We start from the raw sequence: 18,638 nt of genomic DNA on the forward strand, positions 1-18,638 counted from the left end.
AGGCTTTGATCACCGTTCAATTAAGAATAAATCGTTCTCCCGTGCTCATCTTCGATTCCTGATTTCCGATAAAAATACGTATTGATGATGTCGCGCCACTCTTTAGCTGAATCGACTTGGAGATTAAATCGAGTTAACCCATCATTAAACCGTTCCTCATCTATTAATTCCTTGATTGACTTCCATTGTTCACGTAGCTGTTCGGCCTGTTCTGCTCCTTCAAAATGGGTATCGTAAATATGCTGAATCACTGATTTCCCTGAATGCAGTTGATGCGTATAGGGAACATGATGAAAAAACAGTACTAACTCATCAGGACATGCCTCAAGTGATTCATAACGCTTTTCATTTTCAGGAAAGTATTGACTCGTGTAGCCAGTGCCCGTTTGCATCGTTCGATCCACACCGATGCCATGTAAGTCAGCAAAATGATACGTTCCCCACGCTGAATATTCATAGCCATCAACATTGGGTCCATAGTGATGATTTGGATTGACCATCCATCCTACGCCAAGTGGAGCTGTATAATTCTCATACGTTTGCAACGACTGTAGGAGCATCTCTTTTATCGTTTTCAAGACGGTTGCGTGATTTCCATAGGTTTGTGTAATCCATTCTGAAGCGATGGCATCCGCGGACAATTCCGGGTTCCAGACCAATCGACCATACCCATATAAATTAGCTTGAGCCAGAGGATGGCCCGTCCAATTATACGCATCCCCGCTGTTGGCGACAGCCGCAATTCCACTTAAAGGTCGCTCGTATAATGACCCACTCGCTACATCCTTTACAAAAGAACCTTCGCCCTTTGCATACGTATCAAAATTCAATACATCCTTCCATTGGGGCACTAAATAGCAAAGATGCTTTTGCTGACCTGTATATTCTTGCGCGATTTGAAATTCGAGAATTTGGTTCGTATCCTTCATGGCCCCCAGCAATGGAGAAACACCCTCGCGAACTTGAAAGTCCATCGGCCCATTTTTGATTTGCAAAATGACGTTATCGTTAAACTGCCCATCTAGAGGCATAAAATGATCATAGGCTGCCCTTGCGCGATCTGTTGTTTTGTCGCGCCAGTCCTGATGACAATTGTAAACAAAGCAACGCCATATGAGGATACCACCATGTGGTGCAAGGGCTTCACCGAGCATGTTCGCACCGTCTGCGTGTGTCCGACCATACGTAAACGGTCCCGGTCGATTTTCTGAATCTGCCTTAATGACAAACCCACCAAAGTCAGGAATGGCAGCGTAAATTTCGCTAGCTTTTTCTTTCCACCACTCTCGGACATCATCAGCAAGCGGATCAGCTGATGATAAACCACCTAATTGCATCGGACTTGAATAATTCGCGCTTAGAAACAACTTGATGTTATAGGCACGGAAGATGTCTGCTGTACGCGCAACATCTGGTAAAAAGGCGGCTGTAATGAATTCTGATTCCACTTGGTGCACATTGACATTATTGATGGTCACTGCATTGATGCCAATAGAGGCGAGCATACGTGCATAATCATGCATGCGATCCCATTGCCTGGAAAAGCGGTTTTGTTGATAAAAAAATGACAATCCAGCATACCCTCGCTCAATGCTCCCATCAACATTGTCCCAATGGTTCATCATTCGTATTTGGTTCACTGGCTGCTCAATCACTTCTTCGGTTGTGAGGATCTCATTCAACTGCATTTTTCGAAGCAAATGAAAAACAGCATATAAAATACCCTTCTCTGTTTTGCCTAATACGTACAGCTGATGCTGGCGCTCATCCATTCGTATACAATAACCTTCCTCATTAAGGTTGGCGAGGCTTATCCTATCTAAAATATCTTCTTGAGCTACGTCCTCTAATGTGCCGAGTACGAGCTGGTTGTCGTCTTTCCCTGTTTCTGTTGGCGTCTCTCCAAGCAAAGAGGTAATGCCCCTTTGCAGTTCATCGATTGCTGAGTTAATCAACGGTGTACGATCACACAAAACAACAAATGATTGACAAAACGAGCGATAAAAAGAAGCAACTGACACATCATCAATGGCGTTATATTGCAGCCAGCAGTTATAGCTTTGAGGGTGGTTTTCTCTCATTTGACGTGCTTGATTTTCGGTAGGATGGTTCGTATTGATTGTCATAAAATCCTCCTCGACCATAGGTAATCTAATCACTAAATGACTTTAAAAAGCGGCTGCTCACGTAGCCATGAGACATTAGCGCTCGGGAAGCGGATCTGCAATTTTCTTGCCAACGATGCCATTCCTGCCTCCTCGCTTTCCATATGCCCTAATACGATAAGTGCTTTTTTCTTTCCTTGATATACGGCATCGCGTACATATTCAGGCGTTTCCCATTCAGGTCCTTCGCCTACAATAATTACATCGGCTTCCATCAAAGCAGGAATGGCTGTTTGCCCTCCCCCACGGTAACCGACCAGTACTGCCACGCGCTTGAATGACTCATTTAAATCACCCATCACTCGAAGGTAGCGAATGTCCAGCTTTTCTTTGACAAAAGAGCAAATGTTTTGGAGCATCATCGCCTCAGGTAGGTTGACGATGGACAGTGCACGCTGATGTTCTTGTACATACGTTATCCATTCCAACTGGACAAGTAAGCCTTCTGTAATGCCATCTGGCTGATCTCTATGAATGGCATCATGGCATCGGAGAACAGCAATGCCTGATTCCTCTAGTAGCCGCTGCTTCTCTAACAATACGATGTCATTTTCTAACGTATCATCCTGATCCTTGTGGCTGTAGAAAGTACCTTCATGGACAATGAGGAGATCAACGCCAGATTCAATCGCCTTTGTTATCACTTGATGGGAAGCGACAAAAGTCGTAGCCATCGTCTTCACCTCGGCAGTAGGTGACCCAAACTCAATTGTGTCAACAGTCTCAGGGGTTTTCTTTAAGGAGCAACGTAAAAAAAGTGCGACATCCTGAACTAAAACGTGCATCTCACGTCCCCTCTCAAAAAAGTTTCTCTATATGCTTGCCTTTAAGGTTCTCTTTAAAGTACTTAAGCAAAGAAAACCCGCCTGCAATGCACAGGCAGGTCATTCATCATCTATTGTTCGTTTGATTCCTTGTATTCTTTGTATGCTTCATTTGCAATTCCAACATACTCCTGCACACCTTTTCCTTGCAGTTCAGCAACATAGGCGTCCCATTCTGACAAATCACGTTGTCCAACGATAAACTTTAATGTGTTGGATTTTGCGTAGTCAAGCAATGGCGTTCCTGATAATGAAGACATCTCTCTTTGTTCTTGTGAGTATGGACGAGGAGGCTCAGGCTTTTGTGGCTCTCGGTTCTCTGCCATTGTTTCCTGCCATGCTAATTCCTCTTCGCTCATCATTGAATGCAATAGCTCTGTTGATCCGCCATAAGCAAACACGCCATTCGAGAATCCAAACCCTTCTTGCAACGTTGTAGGAGCCCCTGCATTTATGCCGTTATGGGTGATGTCTTCTTTAAGCACTCGCTTCCCATCAACTACATCATAGGTCGTGCCTTCAACACCCCACTTAGCAAATTCAAGTCCTTCATCGCTGTACCACAGCCAGTCAATAAACTGCATCATTGATTTAAAATTAGGATCATCTTTTGCTTTATCCAAAATCATCACGCCATTTTCAAGTCTGGAACCACCCATAAGTGGCCCCTCTGGACCTGCTGGAAGCAACAATTTCTCAATTTTAAAGTTACCTTCGCCTAACGTTTCATTCATACTAAGTCGATGTCTAACAATTTCCTGAGAGTTCGTTGCGATAAAGAACGATTCACCTGAAATAAATTTTTGAATCGCCTGTTCGTCTTCCTGTGTAAAACTGGATTTATCCAACAAGCCTTGTTCGACTAAACCGCTGAAATACGTGACCATGTTTTTGTGGTTCTCTGTCCCAGGGGCGAATACGAACTCCTCTTTCTCTTCATCAAACGCTAGGCCATCTCCTAAACCCCATCCACCTACTGTACCGAATGCGGTTGAGGCAAAGTTCAATGTACTTTCAAATTTCCAGCGCTCAGACCATGGGGTTTTGTCAGGATAAATTTCTTTTAATTGCAACAGGACATCCTCGAGTTCTTCCCATGAGGTCGGCATTGGAATATTGTTTTCTTCAAGAATATCGGTGCGAACAGCCAATGTATAATCTGGCCAAACAGCTTCATGAAGACCAGGGAGCACGTAAAACTTTCCGTCCTTCTGACGAATAGCATTCAAATCCTCATCCATGTCCCATTGTTCAATTTTCGCTTTAAGATTGGGCATTAGATCGATATAGTCACTTACAGGGAGAATGACACCTGAAGCTAAAAACTGTTGCTCCTGACCAGGATAGGTTTTAGGGATGATATACGGTGCATCACCCGAGTTAATGAGTAGACTTCGCTTTTCATCGTAATCACTCATCGGTACTGTTGTCGGGTCAAGAGTGACATTTGTACGCTTCGTTAACTCATCCCAAAACAACCAGTCTTCCTGAAGCTGATAGCCTGGGTGATTGCTGTACAGGACAGAAAATGTTAATGGCTCATTCGCTTTGAATTGGTCCCCAACGGCATAATTCTCCATTGCCGCACTGTCTTCAAGATCCTCAGGAGCCACCGCTTCTTCAGATGCTGAATCACTACAACCGCCAAGCAAAACACTGAAACAAATCAGGAATAACAAGTGAAATCCATGTTTTTTTATGCGCTTTCTCATCCCATCGTTCCTCCCCTTTTATCAATCCTTGTATACAATACTAGACTCCGCAAAGACCCTAGTTATTGCTTTACTGAACCAAGCATGACACCTTTTACAAAGTACTTTTGCAAGTACGGATACACAAGTAGAATTGGCAAGACACTTAACACCATCGTTACAGCTTTTATATTTGAAGATACCTGCTGCATATTACTCGCCTCAGCAGCACCAGCAGCCATAGTGTCAGAAGCACCTTTGATTAGGTTTCTTAAATAAATGGAAACCGGGAACAGATCTTGCTGATCAAAGTAGAGAAAAGCCGGAAACCAGGAATTCCAGTTCTCGACGGCGTAAAACAAAATCATCGTCGCAAGTACGGGTTTGGACAGAGGTAATATAATGCGCAATAGAGTGATGTACGTATTAGCCCCATCAATGGATGCCGATTCCTCTAACTCCTCAGGGAGACTCTCAAAAAAGGACTTCATCACAAGAAGGTTAAAGATACTGATAGCGGTCGGGAGTACAATTGCCCATATTGAATTGGCAAAACCAAGGGACGTAATCAGTAAATAGTTAGGAATGAGGCCCCCACTAAAAAACATGGTGAACACGGCTAACATAATGAAGAAATTCCTTCCAACTAAGCGTTTTTTCGAAATCGCATAGGCAAAAATGGTCGTCATGAAAATATTAATCGCAGTACCTACAGTTGTGTACAACACTGTATTTTTGTAGCTATTCCAAAAATGTGAATCGCTAAAAACCACTTTGTACGTCTCCAAATTAAAGCCTACTGGCCATAAAAAGACTTCCCCTGCATTAATCTCAGCTTCTCCACTAAATGATCTTGCGACAATGCTTAAAAAAGGAAACAATGTTATGAATACAACTAGCAGTAGCAGGATGACGTTTGCTAGTTGAAAGAGCTTATACTGTCGTGAGTCTTTCAAAAGGTTTCCCCCTTCCCCTCATCTTGCAGTGCATTGAAATCATTACCATAAGCTTGCACCTGTAATTTTCTTTGACAAGTAATTGGCGCTAAACACAAGCACAAGGCCAATCAATGCTTCAAACAAACCGATGGCTGTTGCGTAACTAAAGTTGCCTGACTGTAATCCAACACGAAAGAGGTAGGTTGAGATGACATCGGCCGTTTCAAAGATTAATGGGTTATACAAGAGCAAGACTTTTTCAAAGCCTACTTGCATAAATTTCCCAATATTCAGAGTCAAAAGAACAACAATAATTGGCGTGATGCCTGGCAACGTAATGTGAAGTGTTTGCTTCCACTTGTTCGCACCATCTATTTTTGCAGCTTCGTATAAACTTTCATCGATCCCGGTCAGAGCGGCCAAATAGAGGATTGTCCCCCACCCAACAGTTTGCCAAAGATCCGACAAGACATAGATTGGTAAAAACCAGTCCGCTTGTTGCATAAAAAGAATGGTTTCGCCACCAAAAAAGCGGATGATTGCATTAATCGGACCATCTTCAGCGGTAATTTGAAAAATCATCCCACTTACGATGACGATCGATAAAAAATGCGGAAGGTAGGACGTGCTTTGGACAAATTTCTTAAAGCGTTTAGAACGCAATTCATTTAACAACAAGGCAAGAATGATTGGTGCAGGGAAACCGACTAGTAAAGTGACTGACCCGAGCATAATATTGTTCATGAAGACTTCCCAAAACTTAGAGCTCTGGATAAACATTTCAATGTATCTCATGCCCACCCACTCTTCGCCAAACACACTTCCACCGGGGGCGTATCGACGAAAAGCAATGACGTTCCCCATCATCGGAATATATTTAAACAGAAGAAGGTAGATCACAGGAAGAACTAGCAATGAATACAGCTGCCACTCTTTTTTCACCTGTCTAAGGTTCGATGCAAACTTTGAACGTTTTGGTACAATGTGCGTTTTTTCATGCGGTGCATTCGCGATAGGTTGTTTCATAGGCTTCTCCTTCATTATTTGACAGTCATCATCAGGCGTTTGATTTGGATAGGCAGATGAGCCAACACCGCGACCCATCTACTTTCTCCATGTCCGATTAGTCGCAATCCCCAATACTAGACATATTGATGCTCTGAGACACCAATTTGTGCTGAAGTGACAGCGTTTGATTGAATGGTCGTTTTGGCGGATAATACGCCAGAAGCTGATGCAATCAACGCAATTGACCCACTTTGCGAAGTGCTCTGAACAATGACAAGACATTTCCCACGATAAGCTGACCTTTGATTTCCTTTAAAACGTTCATGACTATCTAAATTTCCATTGTCAACTCCAATAATTTTTCCCTCTCCTTTTATAGAAAACGTGATGAGCTGATCAGCATCTGGGACGACAATACCGTCTCGATCTGCAATACTTACGTCCACATGAACAATGTCGTTGCCGTCTGCTGTGATGCTCGTTCGATCTGGTTCCATGACAATCTGATCTGCTTCACCTGCTGTTTTTAATTCATGCTCGCTGACAGGCTTCCCATTTTGGAACCCTACCGCTTTAATGACGCCAGGTACGTAAGGCACATACCACGTCATCATTGCATCAGGATAATCTGACAGCCATTTTTCATTAAATTTGTTGCCGTTGAGCCATAACTCAACCTTTTCGCAATTGGTGAATGTCACCAGCCTTGCCAGATGACTTTCTAGATGTGGCAAGTTCCAATGAGAGCACATTTTCGGCCAGTTCCACAGGGTCTTTTCTAATGGCATTGGCATGGCATCATTGTAAATTGCGATATGAACCATCGGCTTATCGCTCCAAACACTTTGATGGAAGTAAGACGTTGGTTTTCTAAATCCGCACGTGTCAATGATTGACGATGCCCATCCTTTGCTAGGCCATTTTGGACTTTCGCCAATGTAATCAAATAACGTCCATAAATACTGTCCAACGACGTAATCATTCTCGACAACATCGAACCATGGGTTTTTTACGTCATACGCCCGAAAGAAATCACGCTTGGACCGAAAATGTGGAAAGGTTTCACTTCCGATAATCACTAGTTCAGGACGACGTGCTTTAAATTCGTCATACCATGGCTCCATATAATTTAAGCTCAAAACATCCATTTGATCTGCCATAGAAAGAATGTTTTCAATGATTCCTTCATGATCGCTCATCTCATGTGGCAGTCTTAACGCACAGGTGACCAGCCTCGTCGGCTCAAACTCATGTACATAATCCACAAGCATTTTCAAGATGTTCACTGATTCTGGTGACCCTTGATTTTCCACCTCATTGCCAACACTCCAGAGGAAAATACAAGGATGATTGCGATCTCTTTCAAGCATTGCTTTTAGGTCGCGCTCCCACCAGTCATTAAAATCATCTCCATAGCCCCCACCTGTCCATTTATCGAAGGCTTCATCAATGACGAGAAAACCCATTCTGTCACACATTTCAAGCATTTCTGGAGCGGGGATGTTATGACTGCATCGTACGGAATTACAGCCCATTTCTTTTGCAATTTGCAACCTACGTTCTAAGGCCCTTTCAGGAACCGCAGCCCCAAGACATCCTGCATCATGGTGGAGGTTAATCCCCTTTAGTTTCATCGACTGTTCATTTAGAAAGAAGCCATTGGTGCTTGAAAAACGTATCGACCGAATCCCAAACGTTGTGTTTTGCACTTCAATTGATTGTCCATTCTCCATAACCTCATTGACCGTCTCATACAAAGCCGGTTTTTCTGGGCTCCAAAGATCAGGGGTATGGATCAAAAATCGTTGCGTAAGCGTTTGCTTTTCTCCCGGCAGAATAGTAGCCTCCTGCTCACGGGCTTCGATAGCTGCTTCATCCTGTTTTTGATTCACGCTTGTTCGTAACGTATATGTTCTGCTGCTATCGGAATGATTGACGATAACCGTTTGGACAGAAACCTCAGCGACATCCGCTGTTACCTTAGGTGTCGTGACACTCGTTCCGTAGTGATCAATATGGAGCGGATCGTGGACTGAAAGCCATACATGTCTGTAAATGCCCGATCCTGAATGCCAGCGACAGTTGGGTTGATCTGAATTATCCACTTTGACAGCGATTACATTTTCATCGTTTAAATCAATAAAAGGAGTCAAATCATAGATAAAGCTGACGTAGCCATTTGGACGAGTGCCGACTTCCTGACCGTTCAAGTAAACAGTGCTTCGGTGAAAAACCCCATCAAAATGGATGTGTACTCTTTGACCTGCTTTCACGTGAGACACATCTAGTTTTTTTCGATACCAGCCGATGCCACCAGGTAAGAATCCACCAGCCGTTCCACTCGGATGCTGATGATGAAAGTCTCCTCCAATGCTCCAATCATGTGGCACATCGAGCATTTCCCATCCACGATCATCGAACTGTTGATTGTACGCATCAGTCACATCATCCTGTACAAATTTCCACCCTTTATCAATGTTTACTTTTAAGCTTTTGTTGCTCATCGTTTCACCTCTGATATTGTAATCAAATTTTTTCTTTAACCAAATCAATTCGCACACTGTTTGAAAGCTAAAAAATTACTTACTTACCATAAATGTGAACGTTCACATTTATGACAATGCTATCGTTCGTGACTTTTTCTTTAAAGCTTAAAATAGTCTGGGAATCTTGCAACGAGGCAATCTTTCTCAAAAAAAACAAGCCTTAAATGGTCACTCATTCGTTGATCTGCTTGGTCTGGCAGCTTTTGCTTAATTAATTCATAAATGTGTTTATGCTGGGCAATAATTTCACTCCATTCTAAAGTGGAGAAAACTCTCAGCTGGCGCAAACGATTAAAATGCGAGTTCATAAACTCCATCATTTCCCATGTTCTGATTTTGCCACAACCATAAAACAATAGCTTATGAAATTCATTGTCTAGTTCAAACAACTTTGAATGATTCCCTTTCTTCTCACACAACTCTTGCATCATCAGGTTGGATTCCAACTGAAAGAGATGGTCTTCCGAGAGTACTTCGCATGCTTGTTTGACAATGGCACGCTCAATATGTTCTCTCACAAATCTCCCCTCTTCCACATAATCAAGTTGAATAAGAGATACTACGGTTCCGCTTTGAGGATAGATGTCTAACAACTTCTCCTGTGCGAGCTTTACAAATGAATCCCTGACAGGTGCACGGCTCACATCTAATTTGCGCGCGATTTCATTCTCGGAAATTTTTTGACCTGGTCTGAGCTCCAACGTCAATATTTTGTTTTTAAGGGTGTCATACGTGAATTCCCCAATTGATTTTTTCGGTTGTCCGTCCACAGATGTGAATTTCAATGGGATCTCCTCTAAAACGGCTTATTAATCATACTAGTATGTCAGTTAGAAAAAGAATGACAAATTGAAATATATGATTTGTCTGTTTAGTATAATGGATTCCGTTTTTAATGACAACCATTTTTTTAGTCGTCGAACGTGCAACGCCTACACTACAATTTCCATACAATTCGTGGAGTCATTGGGAGTCATTGTATCTAATCAATGAATTCATGCTTCATGAAGAACGATGACACGGCTTCCTTTTGTTCGATTCTCCTGATGAAGCTCTCTCATTCGTCTCCATAATTCGAAAGCCAGGTTTCGACCCATTGTTCATAATCATCCTGAACGACCTCCGCAGTTCGTCCGTCAATTGAGTTCCCTGGAGACGAGTAAGCTTTATTTCCTATAGGGACCGAGGAACCTCCAAATGGCTTATTGTTGTTTATATAAACAGACACATGCGCATGTGTGTAATTCTCATCGTTAACATAGGCTTTATCCAATGGATGGTTTGTGACATTGAACTGAAAGACTTCTACCGTTTCGCCGATAAAACGATCTGGCGGCACATCCTGCACCGCCCAAAAGTTTCTTTCTGGCATTTTAGCTAATGCTGCTCGTTCCACTTTTTTCTCGTACGAGCCTTTATATGAAAGAATTTCATACCCTTTCCCTTCAAGAAGTTCTTTTGCCGTCTCAGCGTTTTGCGAGAGTGATTCTTCCTGTGGTTCTTGGTTTGCACATGCTGTAAATAAAACGAACACACAAAAAAAGGCAAGCATCATGAGCTTCAGCTCCGTCATGCTTTTTCCTCAATATTGACCGATAAGTACTTTCGCTGAATTTCCTGCAACGACCATTTTTCCGGTTGGATGAGTTCGCGCACCCAATCCTCGAGCGGCGAATGTAATTGGAGCTGTTTCTCCTCCAAGATTTGCTTTAACTCTAGATCTGAAGGGGTCGGAAACCACCAAGTGAACACCGAACTGTATTCATGGTGAAGCATTGCTTCGAAATAGCCATGAATAAGCGCTGCATTTGTTTTCGCATGAAACTGAAACGGTCCTTCTGGAAAAACCGCTGGATAAATTGCTGGATAGGCAAGCGGTCCATGAAAAAGAAAAAGTCCAATTAACCCAATTGGTGGAATGGCACGCCCTTTTCCTGGAAGCTCAATAGGCAGTGCTGAAGTGAAATTCACTCGAATAACCACACCATCGATAAATTTCTGTTCGATTGGATCCTCTCTTTCATAAATGCCTAACTCCCTTGCTTCGTTATCCCAATAGACGATGGATGTATTATGGGAAAGCCAAAAAAGGGTCGATAATTTTATAAAATGAGTGTGCCAAGCTTTCACGAATCCTGGCCGAAAAAGATCTGTTAGCTTTAAACGACCATATTTTCGATGCCATGCATCTGATTCCTCTATATAGTTAATAAAATGCTGAATCCTTGGGTGCATCGCGGTTCTCTTTGCTTCATAAAGATCATTCGCTTGCTGAAGATCCTCTGCAAAATGAGAATTTACAAAATCCCAATAGTTACCTGGTCGCAGTGGCACGACACGACCGCTCGTCGTTTCCCACTTCATAAACCATTCGACATCCATGCCAAAATAGAGAGCCGCATCATGAAAACGATCAGCCCAATGCATTTTTTTTGGCCAGTGGAGTAAGTGAAATTGATATGGACTTCTATGCTGATACCAAGCTCTAACCTTCTCCAATCTTTGGTTTGGAGGAAGTTCCGCGACACCTGCAAGGTCAACCGCTTGATGGGAAAGCTTTGAATCGTACTGTGCCATCGTATGTGTGCCTTCGACTTGTGCTGTGCTGGCTTTATTGATGTACGTATCCCAAGTGTGCATTAAACCTATGAAAATCGTGGGCTGCTCTTTGGTCCCTTTAAACCATAAGGAGGACTTATCTCGAAGGTTAATATGTCCACCCGTTCGCATTGTGAAAACTGTTCCCGATCCCACAGTCACATTTACGTTTTCAGCAAGTGTCCATCCTAACTCGCCTATCATATAAGGACCGTTCTGTCTTGTCAGATACTGGTCGCTTTCGCATTTTCCCTCCAATACGCGAAACCTGTCTACCTGGACAGTACAGGTTCCACCTTGTCCCGTCACACCAAGGCTGAATGACTTTACACTGTTTAATTTCGGGGCATAGACTAAAACCGGCGCCACGTGCATGGTCGTTAGCACCTGTTGAACAATGACACCTTCATGATCTTGTAGCGTTAATGTCCACTCACTATTTTTCGTATGTTCAAACAAATGTATTTCAATAGCTTCTCCATACGCTATTTGTAGAGAAAACATTTTCCCTGGATCTTGAACAGTGTACGGCATCCCATCCGTCAGTGTCGTCATCTACGTTCCTCTCCTTTTCAACTTTCATGTAAGACGAGCAATTACAATGTCCATCGAAGAACAATATCCTCATCCAATGATAAATAGTCTGATTAATAGGAAAATTAAAGTTGAATATGCTTGGTCTTCCCTGTCATTCCTTTTTCTACCTTAAAGATCGCATAGGTCCAAAGGACTGTCAAGATAGCAAAATCAGTCGGCATTGTCTGAAGGAAAGGAGATGTTCAAAAAGCATCAATATAGGAGTTTCCCCCTCCGAACACATGGCTTCCATTATTCGCAACTCCAAAAACGTATGAAAATGAAGGGGAACGGCACGTTGGTCACGAACATTTTCATTGTGAAAGGAGTTTAGACTTAATGCCTTTGTCTAATTGGATGTACAGGAGGATCAATGGTCGTATCGTACTCATTGCCTTTCTCCTTTTTGGATTCTTTATTCTTATGGTGTTACCCTGGATATCCGGCTTAACTGACTCATTAATAGGGTCAGGTGAATCTCCTGACAGCTCATTTTATTATTCTGCTACCGATTTATACGACATGGCTGACTCCTATGGCGAGGACGGTCGTCAAGCCTATATCATACTGCGCTGGACCTTTGATATTGTATGGCCGCTCGTCTATGTCTTTTTTCTAAGTGCTTTGCTCTCATGGTTTCTTCAATCAGTGGTTCCCACCAACAAACTTCGCCTTCTCAATCTTCTTCCGGTTGCTGGGGCCATGTTGGATATACTGGAGAACACAGGGGCATCCATCGTAATGGCTCGTTACCCCGAACGTTCGAACGGCATCGCTGAGGTAACGCCCTTTTTTACAGCGTTGAAATGGAGTTTTCTTTACGCAAGCTTTTTCATCGTTTTCCTAGCTGGTCTATGGTGGGTGTACAGGCTTCTGTCTTTAGCAAGAAATAAGAAACGGTGATTGTGTTTTCGTGGTACATTGAACGTAAGCTTTATACACTAACTCATACGAAGAGGTGGACGAAAAATGTCAACGTTAACTGCTGGACAAATCTTTGTCAATTTACCTGTAAAAGACATTAAACGTACGACGACGTTTTTTACCGCATTAGGATTTGAATTCAATCCACAATTTTCTAATGAAAATACAGGATGCATGGTCATTAGCGAACATATTTTTGTCATGCTTCTTGAGGAAGCACGCTTCAAAGATTTTACTAAAAAAGACATCGTTGACGCGTCCAAAGGTACTGAAGCGATTCTTTGCTTGTCCGCAACGAGTCGTGAAGCAGTTGACGAATTAGTCAATAAAGCTGTTGCAGCCGGGGCAACGACACCAAATGAAGTTCAGGATCATGGCTTTATGTACGGCTGGGGTTTTGAAGACTTGGACGGTCACCTTTGGGAACTCATGTATATGGATCCTAGCGCGTTCGAATAAAAGGAGACTGCCGTGTCCTGTCGCTCTTCACAGGACGCGGGGTTTTTTTGATTGGCCGTTAGAGTAACTCCATGCGTTCGAGGCACACTACATAAAGTCATGTAAGAAAGTAGGGATGAATCATGTGGAGTGCAGTTTTATGGGGAGGCATCGCTGGTTCGGCAACCTTGCTGGGCGCTTTGGCAGTCTTGTTTTTTTCCATTCCTAAACAGCTGATTGCGTACATTATGGCACTGGGCACAGGAGCTTTGATTGGCGCAACATTATACGAGTTGCTAGAGGATTCGCTACAGATCAGCAATATTGTCGTTATTTCCATTGGCTTTTTTTCGGGTGCCGTGATATTCACGCTTTTTGATTATCTTGTGACGAAAAAAGGTGGCGAAAAACGGAAGCATTCCTCTCGCGGAATGAAGCAAGCTGGCGGTGCTGGCCTTGCCATTTTCTTCGGTACGATAATGGATGCCTTACCTGAATCGGCCATGATTGGTCTCAGCTTAATGGAACGCCACAGCGTAAGCCTCTCACTTGTGATTGCCATTTTTATAAGCAATTTTCCTGAAGGTCTTTCAAGTACTGAAGGACTTCAAAAAAGCGGCTTTGCAAGGAAGCATATTTTAATGATGTGGACCTCTGTATTGCTAGTCTCAGCTTTAAGCTCGCTTGCAGGCGCCTCGTTGCTCGTGCATGCAACCAATGACATTAAGGCGGGAATGAGCGCCTTCGCTGGTGGTGGCATTATCGCTATGGTCGCCTCTACAATGATGCCAGAAGCGTATAAGGAAGGCGGACCTGTTGTCGGCTTTTTTACTGCGATCGGTGTTTTTATTTCGTTGACTTTAAATCACCTTGGATAGCCATATGCAATCCAAATGGTACAATGATCATTTGCAAGGCATCGTGAATTTTTGTTAAATAGTGTTATAAACGTAGGTTTTTAAAGGAGAGGGATGAAAGGATGGATGAGCAAAAGACGAAACAAACGGATGGTAGTGTAATAGAATTTCTTGAGCAGATTGAGCGTTCTGCGAAAAAAACCGATGCTTATCAATTATTGGATTTGTTCACAGAAGTCTCTGGCCACCCTGCAAAAATGTGGGGTCCAAGCATTATAGGCTTTGGTTCCTATCATTATACGTACGCTTCTGGTCACGAAGGCGATGCTCCCCTAGTCGGTTTTTCACCACGCAAAACAAATTTTAGTCTCTACTTTGCCACAGGCGATGAACAACGTGAAGCTTTATTGGCAAAGCTCGGCAAACACAAAGCTGGTAAGGCCTGTGTGTATATCAATAAACTAGCGGACATTGACGAAACTGCCCTCATTGAACTTATTAATCAGTCTATCGCCTTTTTGCAAGAAACGTATCCCGATTGAGTGTTTTAAAAAACAGGCTGAAACGACCAGTGAATTTTTCACTGGTCGCTCTTTTTCATTATCCGAGTACTTCTGTAAGCACAGGGACGACTTGCTTTTTCCGTGATACAACACCAGGCAATGGAATGACTTGATCAATGATGTTTTGTTCAAAGGCTTTGGCTGCTTTATCTTCGGATAATCCAAGTACGAGGCCTGTCGAATCACTCTTAATAATGTCAGTAATCACAAGCAAAAAGAGATCGAGGTTCTTCTCACTGACGGACGTTGTCATTTCTGCCAGCAATTCAGATCTCAACGCAAGCACTTCCTGGACATCAACCGTGTTAATCTGGGCAATTTCTACACGATGCACACCCATTGAAAATTCCTTCGCATCAATGGAGATGAGCTCTTTCGCTGTTTTTCCAGCCAAGGATGCACCGGCCTTAAGCATGGCGAGACCATATTCATTGACGTCCACTTCCGCAATGGCCGCAAGCTCAGCTGCCGCTGCCTTGTCCTCCTCTGTACACGTTGGAGATTGGAACAATAGTGAGTCAGAAATAATGGCCGAGAGCATTAATCCAGCATTGACTTTAGAGACTTCAACCCCATGCTCCTTAAACAACTTGTTTAAAATCGTCGCTGTACAGCCTACCGGTTCGGCACGATAATAAAGGGGCTCTGCGGTTTGAAAGCCAGAAATGCGATGATGGTCAACCACTTCAACAATGCGCACTTGATCGATATCATTTGCACTTTGGAGTGGCTCATTATGGTCGACAAGGATGACATCCTTTGCCTCCTCAGCTACACGTTCAACGAAACGAGGAGCTTCTACATTAAAGTACTCTAATGCGTAAGCTGTCTCTCCGTTGACTTCCCCAAGGCGAATGGCCTCAGCATCCAAGCCCATTTGTTGCTTCAGAGACGCATATACAATTGCTGAAGTAATTGTATCGGTATCCGGATTTTTATGACCAAACACTAATGTTTTCATTGACGTGCTTCACTCCTTATATGTATAGGTTTGCTTGTACAAAAGTGTACCATACAAACCAATTTTAGCGGAAATAAAAACTTGAGTGAACCTTTTACTGCTATTTTGTCAAAAACGCCATGCGAACACCAAGAATAACAAACAATCCTGCCTTTGTCAGTTGCATCGCATGAACAATCCGCGGATGACGTTGCAGTGTCGTTCCAAGAGTACCGGCAAACATAGACAAAACGGTGAAAACAACAATGGCTTGAAGAATAAACAATCCACCGAGGACCATCATCTGTAATGGAACCGAGCCCTGCTCAACAGACACAAATTGCGGCAACAGCGCGAGAAAGTAGAGGGACACTTTAGGGTTCAACACATTCATGACAATACCCTTTCGATACAAAGCATAAGAGCTTTGGTTCTTCAATTTGTCCGCTCCCTGTTCCTCATGACGCTCAGCGAAAGCTCGCCAAGCGAGATACAACAAATACAAAGCGCCTGCCCATTTGACGACTTGAAAAGCAAAGGCGGACTGGTACACAATCGCAGAAATGCCTAGTGCCGCTGCTGCCGTATGACCAAGAAGACCCGTACATAAGCCGAGCGATGTAGCGAAACCTGCCCTTTTTCCATACGTCATGCTCTGAGCGAGCACAAACAAATTATCTGGTCCTGGCGCCAGGGTGACTAGTATGGCGACACCAAGAAAAGATAAAACAACAGGGACATCCAAAACGTAACCTCCTTCAGTAAACAACATGTTCATTTTATCAGTTCTTCAAGCATTAAGTTAGAGTTTCCTCTTCTCCAGCCGCACCCGTTCTTCATCAATTCGGGTAAGATCAATTCTTGAGAAGAGCGGTTCTGGCGACAATTCAAGCCTCGGAACATGGCGAATGACGAACCAGTTGAATTCTTGTAAGCCGAGCAGCTGTTTCACTTTCTCACTTGAAAAAGGCAGAAACGGCGCAAGGAGTTGGGCAAAGTTGGCGATCCAAACAAGGCAGGTCGCCAACGTGCATTCGGCGTCCGTAGGCTCTTTGCGTACCTGAATCCAAGGTTCCCGACGATCAAAATAAACATTGCAATCACGGATCGCATGAAAAATCAGTTCGATCGCTTTTTTACAGTGCCCAGCTTCCAGACAATCCCCTACTTGTGAGTACAACTCTGTAATTCGCTCAAGCGTCCCGTTTCCCACCTGGCAGTGCTGCAATCCCTCTGGATAGGATTTTTCAATGAATATCAATGTTCGATTGACAAAGTTCCCATAGGCTCCTAATAGCTCACTATTGTGACTATAAATAAACTCCCGCCAAGAAAAATCAGCATCACGTTGCTCCGGTGCGTTCATGAGCAAATAATACCGTAATGAATCTGGTTCATAGCGTTCCAACGTCTCTTTAACCCACACGGCCCAATTTTGACTCGTGGACAGTTTCTTTTTTTCAAGCGTCATATACTCACTTGAGATGATATGGGTAGGATGATCTCCACGATTTGTTCCCATCAATAAGGCTGGCCAAATGATTGTATGAAAAGGAATATTGTCTTTTCCATGAACATAATATGCCTTTGCCCCCTCTGACCAAAAAGGCAACGCACTTTGCCCGCTTGTTTTTTCCCATTTCAGACTGGCAGACAAATAGCCAGCAACAGCTTCAATCCAGACGTAGATTTTCTTAGTAGTGAACCCTTCAATCGGCACTGGCACCCCATTCGGAAGATCACGAGACACGGCTCGGTCCCGGAGTGACTCATGAAGGTAACGCTTTGATAGCTGGATCGCATTGTCACGCCAACGTTTTTCATTTGCAGCTGTTTCTACAAATGTTTCAAGTGCCCGTTGCCATTGACTTAATGCCAAATAAAGATGGGTTGTTTTCCTAGTTTCTGGGACATCTCCACACAGCTTGCATGTTTTTTGCAGCAAGTCTAGGGGATCTAAAATAGTTGCACAAAAGTCGCATTGATCACCTCGCGCCTGACGTCCACATGAAGGACATTGCCCTTCAACATAACGATCTGGGAGGAATTGCGCACAATTGATGCAGTACGTTTGTTCAGTCTCCTTTTCATAAATCCACCCATTGTCATACAGTTCCTTAAAAAGCTCCTGCACAACGACATGATGTTGCTCACAATCGGTTCTCGAGTAGACATCATACGAAAATCCAAGCGTTGCGAACGTAGTGGAAAATTCTTCGTGAAAACGATCAGCAATTTCCGTCGTACTGACGCCTTCTTGTCGTGCACGAATTGAAATTGGAGTTCCATTACAATCAGACCCTGAAACATACAGCACCTCCTCCCCACATTGTCGAAAAAACCTTGCAAGCACATCACCTGGCAAAAGACTCGCCACATGCCCTATGTGTAATGAACCATTGGCATATGGCCACGCCCCTCCAATAAACACCGTCATTTCAACCACGCCTTTCCTTTTGGTAAAATAAAAAACCCTCGTCCGCTATCGTTGTTTAACGATAAAGGACGAGGGTTTTCCGCTCGTGGTACCACCTTTGTTCACAGGTAATTCAATACCTGCCTCAACACGT

The 18,638-nt window shown here is 43.4% G+C and carries 16 protein-coding genes and 1 other annotated feature (1 of these 17 running past the window's edge); of the genes, 4 read left to right on the plus strand and 12 right to left on the minus strand.

Features of this window, described 5'->3' with window-relative positions; genetic code table 11:
• Positions 1-20: 20 nt before the first annotated feature.
• The 9 genes from EV213_RS00230 to EV213_RS00270 form a co-directional block, all read right to left on the minus strand.
• On the minus strand, positions 21-2,081 hold the full coding sequence (locus EV213_RS00230; RefSeq protein WP_133578853.1) for an alpha-glucuronidase family glycosyl hydrolase: 2,061 nt from the start codon (positions 2,079-2,081) through the stop codon (positions 21-23).
• Between the two features lie 77 nt (positions 2,082-2,158).
• On the minus strand, positions 2,159-2,950 hold the full coding sequence (locus tag EV213_RS00235) for a Nif3-like dinuclear metal center hexameric protein (protein WP_133578464.1): 792 nt from the start codon (positions 2,948-2,950) through the stop codon (positions 2,159-2,161).
• Positions 2,951-3,060: 110 nt separating this feature from the next.
• A complete protein-coding gene (locus EV213_RS00240) occupies positions 3,061-4,701 on the minus strand; it encodes an ABC transporter substrate-binding protein (protein WP_133578465.1) in 1,641 nt (546 codons plus the stop codon).
• Between the two features lie 62 nt (positions 4,702-4,763).
• Complete coding sequence (locus EV213_RS00245; RefSeq protein ID WP_133578466.1) at positions 4,764-5,636, minus strand: carbohydrate ABC transporter permease; 873 nt, start codon at positions 5,634-5,636, stop codon at positions 4,764-4,766.
• Between the two features lie 42 nt (positions 5,637-5,678).
• On the minus strand, positions 5,679-6,644 hold the full coding sequence (locus EV213_RS00250; RefSeq protein ID WP_133578467.1) for an ABC transporter permease: 966 nt from the start codon (positions 6,642-6,644) through the stop codon (positions 5,679-5,681).
• Between the two features lie 116 nt (positions 6,645-6,760).
• On the minus strand, positions 6,761-9,130 hold the full coding sequence (locus tag EV213_RS00255) for a glycoside hydrolase family 2 protein (RefSeq protein ID WP_133578468.1): 2,370 nt from the start codon (positions 9,128-9,130) through the stop codon (positions 6,761-6,763).
• A gap of 140 nt (positions 9,131-9,270) precedes the next feature.
• Positions 9,271-9,957 carry a GntR family transcriptional regulator gene (locus tag EV213_RS00260; RefSeq protein WP_133578469.1) on the minus strand — a complete coding sequence of 229 codons (687 nt, stop codon included), beginning with the start codon at positions 9,955-9,957 and terminating at the stop codon, positions 9,271-9,273.
• A gap of 272 nt (positions 9,958-10,229) precedes the next feature.
• A complete protein-coding gene (locus tag EV213_RS00265; RefSeq protein ID WP_133578470.1) occupies positions 10,230-10,745 on the minus strand; it encodes a hypothetical protein in 516 nt (171 codons plus the stop codon).
• Positions 10,742-12,325, minus strand: a complete 1,584-nt coding sequence (locus EV213_RS00270; protein ID WP_133578471.1) for a hypothetical protein — start codon at positions 12,323-12,325, stop codon at positions 10,742-10,744. The genes EV213_RS00265 and EV213_RS00270 overlap by 4 nt, the downstream gene beginning before the upstream one ends.
• Before the next feature lie 360 nt (positions 12,326-12,685).
• Here EV213_RS00270 and EV213_RS00275 point away from each other — a divergent pair, with 360 nt between their 5' ends.
• The 4 genes from EV213_RS00275 (at position 12,686) to EV213_RS00290 (ending at position 15,107) form a co-directional block, all read left to right on the plus strand.
• Positions 12,686-13,249: a hypothetical protein gene (locus EV213_RS00275; protein ID WP_133578472.1), complete on the plus strand. Its 564-nt coding sequence runs from the start codon at positions 12,686-12,688 to the stop codon at positions 13,247-13,249.
• A gap of 66 nt (positions 13,250-13,315) precedes the next feature.
• On the plus strand, positions 13,316-13,729 hold the full coding sequence (locus EV213_RS00280; protein WP_133578473.1) for a VOC family protein: 414 nt from the start codon (positions 13,316-13,318) through the stop codon (positions 13,727-13,729).
• 122 nt (positions 13,730-13,851) lie between these two features.
• Positions 13,852-14,586, plus strand: coding sequence for a ZIP family metal transporter (locus tag EV213_RS00285; protein ID WP_133578474.1), 735 nt, complete (start codon positions 13,852-13,854; stop codon positions 14,584-14,586).
• A gap of 101 nt (positions 14,587-14,687) precedes the next feature.
• Positions 14,688-15,107, plus strand: coding sequence for a DUF1801 domain-containing protein (locus EV213_RS00290; protein WP_133578475.1), 420 nt, complete (start codon positions 14,688-14,690; stop codon positions 15,105-15,107).
• Between the two features lie 58 nt (positions 15,108-15,165).
• On the opposite strand, the gene EV213_RS00295 is transcribed toward EV213_RS00290, so the two are convergent.
• The 3 genes from EV213_RS00295 to metG all read right to left on the minus strand — a co-directional run bounded on the left by EV213_RS00295 (position 15,166) and on the right by metG (position 18,505).
• A complete protein-coding gene (locus EV213_RS00295) occupies positions 15,166-16,089 on the minus strand; it encodes a manganese-dependent inorganic pyrophosphatase (protein WP_133578476.1) in 924 nt (307 codons plus the stop codon).
• A gap of 100 nt (positions 16,090-16,189) precedes the next feature.
• Positions 16,190-16,813, minus strand: coding sequence for a LysE family translocator (locus EV213_RS00300; RefSeq protein WP_133578477.1), 624 nt, complete (start codon positions 16,811-16,813; stop codon positions 16,190-16,192).
• Positions 16,814-16,870: 57 nt separating this feature from the next.
• On the minus strand, positions 16,871-18,505 hold the full coding sequence (metG, locus tag EV213_RS00305; RefSeq protein WP_133578478.1) for a methionine--tRNA ligase: 1,635 nt from the start codon (positions 18,503-18,505) through the stop codon (positions 16,871-16,873).
• 61 nt (positions 18,506-18,566) lie between these two features.
• Positions 18,567-18,638: a binding site (T-box leader), on the minus strand; it runs 196 nt beyond the window's last position.

The organism is Aureibacillus halotolerans (assembly GCF_004363045.1).
Classification (GTDB): Bacteria; Bacillota; Bacilli; order Bacillales; family DSM-28697; genus Aureibacillus; species Aureibacillus halotolerans.

Coding starts and splice junctions, on each gene's coding strand:
- EV213_RS00240 (WP_133578465.1), bottom strand. CDS start 4,701: ATGAGAAAGCGCATAAAAAAACATGGATTTCACTTGTTATTCCTGATT.
- EV213_RS00235 (WP_133578464.1), bottom strand. CDS start 2,950: ATGCACGTTTTAGTTCAGGATGTCGCACTTTTTTTACGTTGCTCCTTA.
- EV213_RS00265 (WP_133578470.1), bottom strand. CDS start 10,745: ATGACGGAGCTGAAGCTCATGATGCTTGCCTTTTTTTGTGTGTTCGTT.
- EV213_RS00270 (WP_133578471.1), bottom strand. CDS start 12,325: ATGACGACACTGACGGATGGGATGCCGTACACTGTTCAAGATCCAGGG.
- EV213_RS00285 (WP_133578474.1), top strand. CDS start 13,852: ATGTGGAGTGCAGTTTTATGGGGAGGCATCGCTGGTTCGGCAACCTTG.
- EV213_RS00255 (WP_133578468.1), bottom strand. CDS start 9,130: ATGAGCAACAAAAGCTTAAAAGTAAACATTGATAAAGGGTGGAAATTT.
- EV213_RS00295 (WP_133578476.1), bottom strand. CDS start 16,089: ATGAAAACATTAGTGTTTGGTCATAAAAATCCGGATACCGATACAATT.
- metG (WP_133578478.1), bottom strand. CDS start 18,505: ATGACGGTGTTTATTGGAGGGGCGTGGCCATATGCCAATGGTTCATTA.
- EV213_RS00290 (WP_133578475.1), top strand. CDS start 14,688: ATGGATGAGCAAAAGACGAAACAAACGGATGGTAGTGTAATAGAATTT.
- EV213_RS00275 (WP_133578472.1), top strand. CDS start 12,686: ATGCCTTTGTCTAATTGGATGTACAGGAGGATCAATGGTCGTATCGTA.
- EV213_RS00280 (WP_133578473.1), top strand. CDS start 13,316: ATGTCAACGTTAACTGCTGGACAAATCTTTGTCAATTTACCTGTAAAA.
- EV213_RS00250 (WP_133578467.1), bottom strand. CDS start 6,644: ATGAAACAACCTATCGCGAATGCACCGCATGAAAAAACGCACATTGTA.
- EV213_RS00230 (WP_133578853.1), bottom strand. CDS start 2,081: ATGAGAGAAAACCACCCTCAAAGCTATAACTGCTGGCTGCAATATAAC.